Genomic DNA, 12235 nt, shown 5'->3' with positions numbered 1-12235 from the left:
TGAGGTTAGGCATCCCTAACCTTTCCGATCTCAGAGAGTTCCGCCTGTGCTCGCGACCTTCCTCATCGGCCTCCGAGAGGGCCTCGAAGCGGCCCTCGTCGTCGGGATCCTCGTGGCGTATCTGTCACGGCTCGACAGGCGCGACGTCCTTCCGCGCCTGTGGGGCGGCGTCGGTCTGGCCATCGCCCTCGCGCTGGGCATCGGCGCCGTGCTCACCTTCGGAGCGTATGAGCTGACCTTCGTCGCGCAGGAGCTGATCGGCGGTCTTCTCTCGCTGCTCGCCGTCGCGATGGTGACCTGGATGATCTTCTGGATGCAGAAGGCCGGTCGCACCATGAAGAGGACGCTGGAGGGCGGGATCGACCGTGCGCTGGCGACCGGGGGCATGTGGGCGATCGTGCTCATCGGATTCGTCTCCGTGGCGCGCGAAGGCATCGAGACCACTCTGCTGCTCTGGTCGATGGTCCAGTCGTTCGGCAGCGCACCGCAGGCGCTGCTGGGGGCCGTGCTCGGCCTGGCGTGCGCCGCCGTCGCCGGGGTCCTGATCGCTCGAGGCGCCGTGCGCCTGGATCTGCGCCGGTTCTTCGCGTGGACCGGCGCCTTCCTCGTCATCGTGGCAGCCGGCGTCCTCGCCTACGCGGTCATGGATCTGCAGGAGGCCGGCGTGCTGCCCGGTCCGTTCACGGCGGCTGCGCCGATCGATCCGGTCACCGGTGCCGTGGCTGCGGGATTCTCCGGCTTCCCGTTCGGCTGGGCCTTCGACGTCAGCGCTGCGGTCCCACCGCGTGGCGCGCTCGCCGCGGTCCTGCAGGCCGTCTTCGGATTCATGCCCGCGATGACGTGGCTGCAGATCATCGCGTGGTCCCTGTACGTCGTCCTCGTCGGCGTGTTCTACGTGCGCGGCATCATGCCGCGCACACGCCGAACCTCCTCCGCTTCGGACGCCGCCGTCGCGGCATCCGCGCCATCCCTCATCCAAGGAGCATCATGAACACATCCCTTCGGCTCGTCGGCGTGCTCGCCGCCACCGCCACGGCGGCGCTCGTCCTGTCGGGGTGCGTCCCCAAGAGCGACACCGAAGGCGCAGCGGCACTGACGGTCTCGTCGACGGCCTCGGAGTGCGCCGTGTCGGATGCGTCGGCGCAGAGCGGAACCCTGACGTTCGAGGTCGTGAACGAATCGGACGAGATCACCGAGTTCTACCTGCTCGCCGAAGACGGCCTGCGCATCGTCGGCGAGGTCGAGAACATCGCACCATCGGCATCCCGCACCCTGACCGTCGTCGCCCAGCCCGGGGAGTACTTCACCCTCTGCAAGCCGGGCATGATCGGGGCGGGAGTCGGGAAGTCCGCCTTCACCGTCAGCGGCGAGACCGTCGCGATCGAGGGGGAGGACGCCGAGCAGAAGCAGCAGGCCGTCGACCTGTACGCCGCGTTCGTGAAGGACCAGGTCGGCCAGCTCGTTCCCGCGACCGAGGACCTCGTGGCCGCCTACGAGTCGGGCGATGACGAGACCGCGCGAACACTGTTCCCGCAGACGCGTGCGTTCTACGAGCGCATCGAACCGGTGGCCGAATCGCTCGGAGACCTGGACCCGCGCATCGACTACCGGGAAGTGGATGCCGTGGCCGAAGGACTCGACTGGACCGGGTTCCACCGCATCGAGAAGGATCTCTGGGTCCCCGCCGAGACGGCGCTGAACGCCGACGCGGCGACTCCGGCATGGCAGGGTTGGGCGCCGTCGACGACCGTCGAGCGCGCCGACTTCGGCGACACCCTTCTCGCCGACGTCCAGGAGCTCTACGACTACGTGCACTCCGCCGAGTTCACCGACGCGCTCGACGCCCAGGGCATCGCCGGCATCTCGAACGGTGCGATCGCACTGCTGGACGAGGTCGCCACCGGCAAGATCAGCGGTGAGGAGGACTGGTGGTCCGGCACCGACCTGTGGGACTTCGCCGCCAACGTCGAAGGCTCGAAGATGGCGTTCTCGCTGGTGCGCGACCTCGCCGCGGCACAGGGCGAGGACGGGGCCGCACTGGTCGATCGGATCGATGCCGGCTACGCGGATCTGGAGACCTCGCTCGCAGCCCACGGATCACTGGTCGACGGGTTCGTCTCGTACGGCGAGCTGACCGACGAGGACAAGCGCGAGTTCACCGACCTGATCAACGCACTGGCCGAGCCGCTGTCGCAGCTCACCGCTCTCCTGACGTGACCGATCAGCCGTCGGACGAAGCATCCTCCGGTCTCAGCCGCCGAGGGCTCTTCGGGATCGCCCTGGGCGCCGGTGCGGCAGGGATCGTCGCCGGTGTCGGTGCGAGTGCCGCCGTCGGCGCCGCCCTGGCGAGCACTGCGGCGGAGCCCGCCGCTTCGCACGCCTTCTTCGGCGAGCACCAGGCCGGGATCGCGACGCCCGTGCAGGAGCACCTGCACTTCGCCGCCTTCGACATGATGCCGCGGACGAACCGCGCGGATCTCATCTCGCTGCTCCAGGACTGGTCCTACGCCGCGTCCCGGCTCACCCAGGGGCTCGAAGTGAGTGCGACCGGCGCGGTCGGAGGCGACCCGGAGATGCCTCCGGACGACACCGGCGAGGCGCTCGGCCTGCCATCGGCATCTCTCACGATCACGTTCGGCTTCGGCGCATCGCTGTTCGAGGCCGAGGGAGCGGACCGGTTCGGTATCGCGGATCGCCGACCAAAGGCGCTCGCGCCGCTGCCGGCCTTCCTCGGAGACGATCTCGATCCGGGAAGCAGCGACGGCGACCTCTGCATCCAGGTGTGCGCGGACGACCCGCAGGTCGCGGTCCACGCGATCCGCAATCTCTCCCGCATCGCCTTCGGTCGTGCGCGCCTGCGCTGGTCGCAGCTCGGGTACGGGAAGACCTCGCGCACGAGTACGGATCAGGCCACGCCGCGCAATCTGTTCGGATTCAAGGACGGCACCGCGAACATCCTCGGCACCGATGCGGACGCCCTGCGCGCGCACGTCTGGGTGTCCGAGTCCGACGCGCCGGCATGGCTGGCCGGTGGCTCCTACCTCGTCGCGCGCAAGATCGCGATGCTGATCGAGACGTGGGATCGCGTGCGACTGGCCGAGCAGAACACGATCATCGGCCGGGACAAGGGCGTCGGCGCGCCGCTGTCCGGCGGCGACGAATTCACCGCGCCGGACTTCTCCGGAACTGCGATCGACGCCGCCAGTCACGTCCGGCTGGCGCATCCCGAGGCGAACGACGGCATCCGGCTGCTGAGGCGCGGCTTCAACTACGTCGGCGGCAACACCGAGCTCGGTCGGCTGGATGCCGGACTGTTCTTCCTGTCTTACCAGCGCGACCCCGCCCAGTTCGTCGCCGTGCAGCGGCGGCTGGCGACGGATCTGCTGAACGAGTACATCCGGCACGTCGGTTCGGGCATCTGGGCGATCCCGCCGGGAGCGCGGGCCGGCTCATTCGTCGGGGCTGGTCTGTTCGCCTGACGCCTCGTTCCGGCGGCGCTATGCCCGCGGCCGGCGGGATCCGGTCGGGTCGTTGCGCCGCGCCGGATCGGGAACGAGCGAGCGGTCCCGGAACAGCCATGCCGGTCGGGGTTCGACGAGCGGCCGGAACAGCCACCGCACCGGCTTGGTGGCGAGCACGACGGCGATCGCGACCGAGAGCAGGATGACGCTGGGCAGCCAGAGCCAGGTGGGCTCCGCGTCGCGCAGGATGCCGGATTCGCGGAACGGATACAGCACGAACGAGTGCAGGAGGTACACGTACATCGTGTACTGCCCGAACTGCGTCCACCAGGTGGTGCGCCGGGGGATGAGCACGAAGAACGCGGCGCTGAGCAGCAGCCCGATCAGGATCAGCAGGAGTCGCACGAGGCCGGACCACCACGTATCGACCCCGAGGGCGGAGTACGCGTCGTCGTAGAAGAACCACTTGTCCAGGTCGATGCTCGCCCAGATCTCCACCCAGTTCCACGCCACGAAGCCGTCGATCGCGAAGAGCACGACGGCGAGCGCACGCAGCCACCACGGCCGGAAGTCGATCAATCGGAACCTGTCGACGATGTCGTGCTCGCGCAGCCACCATCCGAGTACGAAGAACGGCAGGAAGCCGAGCGTCCGCGACAGCGAGAAGGTGCTGTCGACGTTGGGCAGGTAGCCGGCCCCGATCGAGATCAGCAGCGCCCAGAGCAGGGGCCAGCGCAGCAGGGCGAGGTAGGGGAGCACGAGTCGGAAGATGCCGAGGGCGAGCAGGAACCACAGCGTCCAGGACGGCTCGGTGAGATTCGGGGACGCCTGGCCTTCGACGAGCCATTTCGTCAGGGTCCACAGCATCTCGAAGATGACGTACGGCACCAGGATGTCCGTGATGACGCGCGCCATCTGGCGCTTGGTCGGCGGTGCGGACTTCGAGAAGTAGCCGGCGATGATCGCGAACGCGGGCATGTGGAACGCGTAGAACGACAGGTACAGCGCCATGGCGATGTCGGAGTCGTAGGTCAGACGCTGGATCGCATGCCCCAGGACCACCAGGACGATGCAGGCGTAGCGGGCGTTGTCCCAGAAGGGGACGCGTCGGCGGGGCCGCTGGATCGATCCGGTGATCGGGCCGGTCGGAGACTGTGCGGCACTGCTCATCCTCCGAGGCTACATTCCGGACGGGAATAAAGTTGTGCGCATCGCGTTGACACAGATACATTCAAACGAATACAAGCGGATGCCACGGCATCCGCTCCGAAGGACACGGAGCAGCACATGAGCGAGCAGGACGTCACCGCGGGGATGCAGTTCGGCATCTTCAGTGTCAGCGACATCACGCAGAACCCGGTCACGGGCGAGACGCCGAGTGAGGCGCAGAAGATCAAGGATGCGATCACGATCGCGAAGCACGTCGAAGAGGTGGGCCTCGACGTGTACGCCATCGGCGAGCACCACAATCCGCCGTTCTGGTCGTCGTCGCCATCGACGACACTCGCCGCGATCGCCGGTCAGACCGAGCGGATCATCCTGTCCACGTCGACCACGCTCATCACCACGAACGACCCGGTGAAGATCGCCGAGGACTTCGCAATGCTCCAGCACGTCTCCGACGGACGCACCGACATCATGCTCGGCCGAGGCAACACCGGCCCGGTGTACCCCTGGTTCGGCAAGGACATCCGTCAGGGCCTTCCGCTCGCGATCGAGAGCTACAACCTGCTGCACCGGCTGTGGCGTGAGGACGTCGTGGACTGGGAGGGCAAGTTCCGCACTCCGCTGCAGGGCTTCACATCGACCCCCCGTCCGCTCGATGGCGTCGCGCCGTTCGTCTGGCACGGGTCGATCCGCACCCCCGAGATCGCCGAGCAGGCCGCGTACTACGGCGACGGCTTCTTCGCGAACAACATCTTCTGGCCGAAGGAGCACTACCAGCGCCTCATCGAGCTCTACCGCCAGCGCTGGGCGCACTACGGGCACGGGGCTCCGGAGACGGCGATCGTCGGATTGGGCGGACAGGTCTTCATGCGACAGAACTCGCAGGACGCCGTGAACGAGTTCCGGCCCTACTTCGACAACGCGCCCGTGTACGGTCACGGTCCGAGCATGGAGGACTTCACGGAGATGACGCCGCTCACCGTCGGGTCGCCGCAGCAGGTCATCGATCGGTACGCGGCCATGCGCGAGACGTTCGGCGACTATCAGCGTCAGCTGTTCCTCGTCGATCACGCCGGGCTCCCGCTGAAGACGGTGCTCGAGCAGCTCGACATCCTCGGCGGCGAGGTCGTCCCCGCACTGCGTCGCGAGCTGGCGAAGAATCGGCCCGCTGAGACACCGGATGCCCCGACGCACGCCTCCCTGGTCGCGGCGGCCTACGGCGACGGCCCGACGCGCGAGGCCCGCCCCGGCGCCAACCGCGGAGACAACCTCACCGCCGGTTCGCCGTACCAGGACACTCCGCAGCCCGCGGGTGCCGCTTTCGGTCTCGGCCGGACGGAGGCATGACATGACCACGCGCCGCATCGCCGTCATCTCGGCAGGACTGTCGAACCCGTCGTCGACCCGCATGCTCGCCGATCGACTCGCCGCCGAGACGGCGCGGATGCTGACCGAGCAGGGCGACGAGGTCAGCGTCGACGTGATCGAGCTGCGCGATCTCGCGCACGACATCATGAACAATCTGCTGACCGGCTTCGCACCGCCCGCCCTGGAGACCGCGATCAACACGGTGGTCTCCGCGGATGCGCTGATCGCCGTCACGCCGATCTTCTCGACGAGCTACTCCGGACTGTTCAAGTCGTTCATCGACGTGCTCGATCCGGACTCGCTCACCGGCAAGCCCGTGCTGATCGGCGCGAACGCCGGGACCGCACGGCACTCGCTCGCGATCGACTACGCGATCCGTCCGCTGTTCGCCTATCTGCATGCCGAACCCGTCTCCACCGGCGTGTTCGCGGCGTCCAGCGATTGGGGCAGCGCGGCCGATGACGTCGCCCCGCTGGCCAAGCGCGTGGAGAAGGGGGCGAAGGAGCTCGCCGTAGCGATCTCGCGGAAGGATGCCGTGGCCGCCGGCGACCCGTTCGACCCGGCGACCTATCTGGGCGAGGGACGCTCGTTCGGCCACCTGCTCGGCGGTCTCGCGGGGGAGTGAACCGAGCATCGGTGCACAGCACGAAGGCCGCCCCATCGGGGCGGCCTTCTCGGTGCGGTCAACCGCTCTTGCGTCGGAACTCGCGGTGCGTCTGGGCTGAATGCGTCCCGTGGATGGCGGAATCGCCATCCAGGTGCGCCTCTCCCTGACGGCTCTGCGCGTTCTTCTTCTCGAGCGCTTCCTTGAACTTGCGCTTCATCTCGTCCGAAGAGGAGACGGCGTCGTCTGGCGTGCTCATGCCGTCAGCCTAGCCGGACGCCGGGTCGGAGGGGGAGGACATCTTCCGGCGCGCCCGGTGCCGGAGCGCGAGATCGATCAGCGCGCCGATCGCGACAGCGCAGATCACGGACACCACGATCGCGACGACCGGCCCGCCGGGCAGGACAGCGGCGATGAGGGCACCGATCGCCGACTGGTACGCCGCCCAGCCGGTGGCGGCCAGTGCAACGAGCGCGCAATAGCGCGGCAGCGGGATGCGGGTGGCGCCGGCGACCAGGTTGATCGCGAGACGGGCGAACGGGATGAACCGCGCCGTGAACAGCACCACGGTCGTGCCGGATTCCAGTCGCCCGCGTGCCCATCGCTGCGCGCGCTGGACACGTTCCGCCCGCATCCAGCGCCATCGGTCGATGCCCGCCCAGCGGCCGATGGCATAGCAGAGCAGATCGCCGGTCATCGCGGCCGCGGCGGCGCAGAGGACCACGGACCACAGCGGTGGCGCCCCCGTGGAGATGGAGAGCGCCCCGAGGGCGGTGACGGCGATCTCGCCGGGCACCACGACGAAGAACGCGTCTCCGAGTACGAGCAGGGACATCACCGCGAGGGCCCAGGGGCCGGTGACGAGTTCGGCGACGCCATCCGTGATCACCCGGACACTGTGGCCGTCCGAGGTGAACGGCAACCGAATCGGGGATAGCGGGTGACGGGCAGTCGTGCAACGGGTGAACTCTCCGCGACCACGGGTGCCGTCGGCGGCTGAGGGCGATCCGGCGCGGCATCCTGGCAGCGTGAGAGTCGCGATCGTGACCGAATCCTTCCTGCCGCACATGAACGGTGTGACGGGATCTGTCCTGCAGATCCTCCGTCACCTCGAGCGCGAGGGGCACTCCGCCCACGTGCTCGCCCCGGATGCCGTCGGCATCCCCGCTTCCCTCTTCGGCGCCCGCGTCGAGCCGGTCCCGAGCCTCGCGCTTCCCGGCTACCGCAACGTCCGTGTCGGTGCGGCCACGGCGCACCGGGTCGCGGCATCCCTCCATCAGTTCCGCCCGGATGTCGTCCATCTCGCCTCGCCCTTCGCGCTCGGCTGGCGCGGAGCGCTCGCGGCCGCACGACTGGATGTCCCGGCCGTCGCCGCGTATCAGACCGATGTCGCCGCCTATACCGAGCGCTATCGCCTCGCCGCGACCACCGCGTTCGCGCAGAACCACATCCTGCGGCTGCACCGACGCGCGACCCTCACGCTGGCTCCCTCGACGGAGTCCGAGCGGCAGCTTCAGGATCTCGGCGTGGACCGGATCCGCCGATGGGGCAGAGGCGTCGATGCCGATCGGTTCCATCCGGGTCGCCGGGACGCCGGGTGGCAGCGCGTCACGGACGGCGACGTCCTCGTCGGCTACGTCGGGCGGCTGGCCGCCGAGAAGCAGGTCGAGGATCTGCGCGTCCTGCAGGACATCCCCGGCGTGCGCCTGGTGATCGTGGGAGACGGGCCGGCGCGTGCGCGTCTCGAGACCGTCCTTCCGCGTGCACTGTTCCTCGGGCATCTGGACGGCGACGACCTTGCGGACGCGATGGCGTCGTTCGACATCTTCGTGCACCCGGGGGAGAGCGAGACCTTCGGGCAGACCCTGCAGGAGGCCCACGCCAGCGGGGTCCCGATCGTGGCCACGGGCCGCGGAGGTCCGCTGGACCTGGTCCGCATGGGGATCGACGGGTGGCTTTATCGCCCCGGCGACCTGGGCGATCTGCGCATGCGCGTGGCGGACCTCGCCGGCGACGCGCGCAAGCGGCGCGCCTTCGGCGAAGCCGGACGGGATGCCGTGACCGGGCGCACCTGGAGTGCGGTGTGCGCGCAGCTGCTGGATCACTTCGACGAGGCGGCGACGCTGCACCGTGTGGACGGTTCGCTGCGCTCGTCGCGGGTGCGTCGGCCGGAGCCCGTCGTGACGCATCCCCCTCGTCGGTGGACCCGCTACGTGGCGCTGGGGGATTCGCTCACGGAGGGACTGTGCGATCCGGCACCCGACGGCGCGCTGCGCGGGTGGGCCGACCGCCTGGCACTGCTGCTGGCCGCGCGCGGCGGCCTGCATTACGCGAACCTCGCCGTACGCTCGCGGAGGGTGGACGATGTGTGCGGTGAGCAGCTGCAGCGGGCGCGGGAGCTTCGGCCGGATCTCGTCTCGATCCTCGTGGGCGCGAACGACCTGGTCCGCTCCCGGGCCGACGTCGCCGCACTCGCCGCTCGAGTCGAGGACGCGGTGCGCACCCTCCGGTCCGATGGCGCCGATGTGCTGCTCGTGACGCCGTTCCTCCCCGACCGCCGTGCTGCCGGACTGTTCGCGCGGCGCTTCGCCGCCTTCGCGAGCGCGCTCGCCGCAGTCGCCGAGCGCACCGGTGCGATGCTGCTGGACACCGACCTGCACTCCTCGCTCGCCGATCGTTCGAACTGGGGCGAGGACCTGGTCCACCTCGGCAGCAGAGGACATCGGTTCCTCGCGTACCGGGCCGGTGAGATCCTCGACGTCCCGCATGCGGAGACGCTGGGTGCTCTGGATGCCGTGCTGCACGATGCCGAGCCGACGACGCGGGCGGCGTGGTGGCGCGAGCACGCGCTGCCGTGGGCCTGGCGCCGGATGCGCGGCCGGGTGGCCGGAGACGGTCGGGTCGCCAAGCACGACGACTACGTGTACATCGGTCGCTCGACGAGTCTGCGCGAGGCGCACGTACGGTGAGTCCCGACCGCGGATTCCCGCTGTGATCGCGGGATTCGCCGCCCTCGCTGGTAGGCTGGCGGGGAGTGGAACCGGTGAGAAGCTGGTCCCCTGTGGTGGGTTCCTCGGCACGACGCGTCGGGTGGTCTTCTACTGGTGGCCAGCGCAGGTGAGATTCGCGGGATTGCCCGCGCGCCCGGACTCTCCGTCTTCACTCCGATGCACGCTCGCGGATCACACGGACCCGCGAGAGGAAACAAAGAAGGAGAGACCTCTTGGAAGGTCCTGAAATCACCGCCACCGAGGCCGTTCTCGACAACGGCCGCTTCGGCACCCGCACCATCCGCTTCGAGACCGGACGCCTCGCTCAGCAGGCTCAGGGCTCGGTCGCGGCCTACCTCGACGGCGAGACCATGCTGCTGTCGGCGACCTCCGCAGGCAAGCACCCGCGCGAGGGCTTCGACTTCTTCCCGCTGACGGTCGACGTCGAAGAGCGCTCGTACGCCGCGGGCAAGATCCCCGGTTCGTTCTTCCGCCGCGAAGGCCGCCCCTCCACCGAGGCGATCCTCGTCTGCCGTCTGATCGACCGTCCGCTGCGTCCGTCGTTCGTCGACGGACTGCGCAACGAGGTCCAGATCGTCATCACCGTCCTGTCGATCGCCCCCGGCGAGTTCTACGACGCGCTCGCGATCAACGCCGCATCCGCGTCGACCCAGATCTCGGGACTGCCGTTCTCCGGCCCGATCGCCGGCGTCCGCCTGGCGTTCATCCCCGGCCACGGCCAGCACGCCGACCAGTGGGTCGCCTTCCCGACCGCCGAGCAGGTCTCGGAGGCCGTGTTCGACCTCATCGTCGCCGGTCGTGTGGTCACCAAGGCCGACGGCACGGAAGACGTCGCGATCATGATGGTGGAGGCCGAGGCCACCGAGAACAGCTGGAACCTCATCAAGGGCGGCGCCACCAAGCCCAACGAGGAGGTCGTCGCGCAGGGCCTCGAAGCATCGAAGCCGTTCATCGCGCAGCTGGTCAAGGCTCAGGCCGAGCTGGCAGCCACGGCATCCAAGGAGCCGGGTGTCTACCCCGTCTTCCTGCCGTACAGCCAGGAGACCTACGACTTCGTCGCGCAGCGCGCGTACGACGATCTCGTCGGCGTCTACCAGATCGCCGACAAGAAGGAGCGTCAGAGCGCCGACGACGCCATCAAGGAGCGCGTCCACGCCGAGCTGATCGCGGCTGTCGAAGCCGGCGAGCTGCAGGCCGTCGCGACCCTCGAGTTCTCGGCGGCGTACAAGTCCGTCACCAAGAAGATCGTCCGCGGACGCATCCTCACCGACAGCATCCGCATCGACGGTCGCGGCCTCGCCGACATCCGTCCGCTGGATGCCGAGGTCCAGGTCATCCCTCGCGTGCACGGTTCGGCGATCTTCCAGCGCGGCGAGACCCAGATCATGGGTGTCACCACGCTGAACATGCTCAAGATGGAGCAGCAGATCGACTCGCTGTCCCCGACCACGAGCAAGCGCTACATGCACCACTACAACTTCCCGCCCTACTCGACCGGTGAGACCGGACGCGTCGGGTCGCCGAAGCGTCGCGAGATCGGGCACGGCTTCCTGGCCGAGCGCGCACTCGCACCCGTGCTGCCCAGCCGCGAGGAGTTCCCCTACGCGATCCGTCAGGTCTCCGAGGCGCTGAGCTCCAACGGCTCGACGTCGATGGGCTCGGTCTGCGCTTCGACCCTGTCGCTGCTGAACGCTGGTGTGCCGCTGCGTGCACCCGTCGCCGGCATCGCCATGGGCCTGGTGTCCGATGAGGTCGACGGTCAGACCCGCTACGCGGCGCTGACCGACATCCTCGGCGCCGAGGACGCCCTGGGCGACATGGACTTCAAGGTCGCCGGTACGAGCGAGTTCGTCACGGCCATCCAGCTGGACACGAAGCTCGACGGCATCCCGTCCGAGGTCCTCGCCGGCGCCCTGACGCAGGCGAAGGACGCGCGTCTGACGATCCTGAACGTGCTCAACGCCGCGATCGACGCGCCCGACGAGATGGCACCGACCGCTCCGCGCGTGATCAGCGTCCAGATCCCGGTCGACAAGATCGGCGAACTGATCGGCCCGAAGGGCAAGACGATCAACGCGATCCAGGATGAGACCGGTGCGCAGATCTCCATCGAGGAGGACGGCACCGTCTACATCGGCGCGACCGACGGCCCCTCGGCCGAGGCCGCCCGTGCGCAGGTCAACGCGATCGCCAACCCCACCAACCCTGAGGTCGGCGAGCAGTTCCTCGGCACCGTCGTGAAGATCGCCACGTTCGGCGCCTTCATCTCGCTGCTGCCCGGCAAGGACGGCCTGCTGCACGTCACCGAGGTGCGCAAGCTCGCCGGTGGCAAGCGCGTCGAGAACGTCGACGACGTGCTCTCGGTCGGCCAGAAGATCCTCGTGAAGATCACGAAGATCGACGACCGCGGCAAGCTGTCGCTCGAACCCGTCCTGGACGACGCTCCCGCGGCCGACGCGGCACCGGAGACCGAGGCCGCCGAGGCCTGATCCTCTGATCGATCGAAGACCCGGATCCACCCCGCCGAGGGGAGGATCCGGGTCTTCTTCGTGTGCGACGTGATGAAAACGTTATGACGAATTCTCCTGGCGTTCGCCGGATCGGCGGGGCACGGCGGGATCGTC

Annotated in this window: 10 protein-coding genes; 7 read left to right on the top strand and 3 right to left on the bottom strand. The window is 68.8% G+C overall.

Annotation, left to right across the window (positions count from 1 at the left end; all coding sequences use genetic code 11):
* Positions 1-46: 46 nt before the first annotated feature.
* The 3 genes from efeU to efeB are packed head-to-tail and all read left to right on the top strand — an operon-like array spanning position 47 to position 3479.
* Positions 47-991, top strand: a complete 945-nt coding sequence (gene efeU / locus M2317_RS01405) for an iron uptake transporter permease EfeU (RefSeq protein ID WP_429456607.1) — start codon at positions 47-49, stop codon at positions 989-991.
* Positions 988-2217, top strand: a complete 1230-nt coding sequence (efeO, locus tag M2317_RS01400) for an iron uptake system protein EfeO (RefSeq protein WP_429456605.1) — start codon at positions 988-990, stop codon at positions 2215-2217. The genes efeU and efeO overlap by 4 nt, the downstream gene beginning before the upstream one ends.
* Positions 2214-3479: an iron uptake transporter deferrochelatase/peroxidase subunit gene (efeB, locus tag M2317_RS01395; protein ID WP_429456603.1), complete on the top strand. Its 1266-nt coding sequence runs from the start codon at positions 2214-2216 to the stop codon at positions 3477-3479. Before efeO ends, efeB begins: the two co-directional genes overlap by 4 nt.
* 18 nt (positions 3480-3497) lie before the next feature.
* Here the strand turns inward: efeB and M2317_RS01390 are convergent, their stop codons facing one another.
* Positions 3498-4631 (bottom strand): acyltransferase family protein, encoded by a 1134-nt coding sequence (locus M2317_RS01390; RefSeq protein ID WP_429456601.1) that lies wholly within the window; start codon positions 4629-4631, stop codon positions 3498-3500.
* 144 nt (positions 4632-4775) lie between these two features.
* Here M2317_RS01390 and M2317_RS01385 point away from each other — a divergent pair, with 144 nt between their 5' ends.
* Complete coding sequence (locus tag M2317_RS01385) at positions 4776-5975, top strand: LLM class flavin-dependent oxidoreductase (RefSeq protein ID WP_429457632.1); 1200 nt, start codon at positions 4776-4778, stop codon at positions 5973-5975.
* Between the two features lies 1 nt (position 5976).
* The gene (locus tag M2317_RS01380; RefSeq protein WP_429456599.1) at positions 5977-6621 is read left to right on the top strand and encodes an FMN reductase; all 645 of its coding nucleotides are present in this window, start codon (positions 5977-5979) and stop codon (positions 6619-6621) included.
* Positions 6622-6679: 58 nt separating this feature from the next.
* On the opposite strand, the gene M2317_RS01375 is transcribed toward M2317_RS01380, so the two are convergent.
* Both M2317_RS01375 and M2317_RS01370 read right to left on the bottom strand, forming a co-directional pair.
* Positions 6680-6859 (bottom strand): DUF5302 domain-containing protein, encoded by a 180-nt coding sequence (locus tag M2317_RS01375; protein ID WP_429456597.1) that lies wholly within the window; start codon positions 6857-6859, stop codon positions 6680-6682.
* A 9-nt stretch (positions 6860-6868) separates the two neighbouring features.
* The gene (locus M2317_RS01370; protein WP_429456595.1) at positions 6869-7489 is read right to left on the bottom strand and encodes a DedA family protein; all 621 of its coding nucleotides are present in this window, start codon (positions 7487-7489) and stop codon (positions 6869-6871) included.
* Between the two features lie 154 nt (positions 7490-7643).
* On the opposite strand from M2317_RS01370, the gene M2317_RS01365 reads away from it, so the two are divergent.
* Entirely contained in the window at positions 7644-9569 is a 1926-nt protein-coding gene (locus tag M2317_RS01365) for a GDSL-type esterase/lipase family protein (protein ID WP_429456594.1), read from the top strand.
* A gap of 254 nt (positions 9570-9823) precedes the next feature.
* On the top strand, positions 9824-12100 hold the full coding sequence (locus M2317_RS01360; RefSeq protein ID WP_429456593.1) for a polyribonucleotide nucleotidyltransferase: 2277 nt from the start codon (positions 9824-9826) through the stop codon (positions 12098-12100).
* Positions 12101-12235: the final 135 nt, after the last annotated feature.

Origin of the sequence: Microbacterium sp. ZKA21 (assembly GCF_050434165.1) — a bacterium.
Lineage (GTDB): Bacteria > Actinomycetota > Actinomycetes > Actinomycetales > Microbacteriaceae > Microbacterium.
Note: the sequence above shows the minus strand (reverse complement) of the source record. Positions and strands in the feature narration are given on the sequence as shown.

Bases quoted from the DNA above. Each gene is read 5' to 3' on its own strand.
- M2317_RS01390 (WP_429456601.1), bottom strand. From the start codon at position 4,631: ATGAGCAGTGCCGCACAGTCTCCGACCGGCCCGATCACCGGATCGATC.
- efeO (WP_429456605.1), top strand. From the start codon at position 988: ATGAACACATCCCTTCGGCTCGTCGGCGTGCTCGCCGCCACCGCCACG.
- M2317_RS01380 (WP_429456599.1), top strand. From the start codon at position 5,977: ATGACCACGCGCCGCATCGCCGTCATCTCGGCAGGACTGTCGAACCCG.
- M2317_RS01375 (WP_429456597.1), bottom strand. From the start codon at position 6,859: ATGAGCACGCCAGACGACGCCGTCTCCTCTTCGGACGAGATGAAGCGC.
- M2317_RS01385 (WP_429457632.1), top strand. From the start codon at position 4,776: ATGCAGTTCGGCATCTTCAGTGTCAGCGACATCACGCAGAACCCGGTC.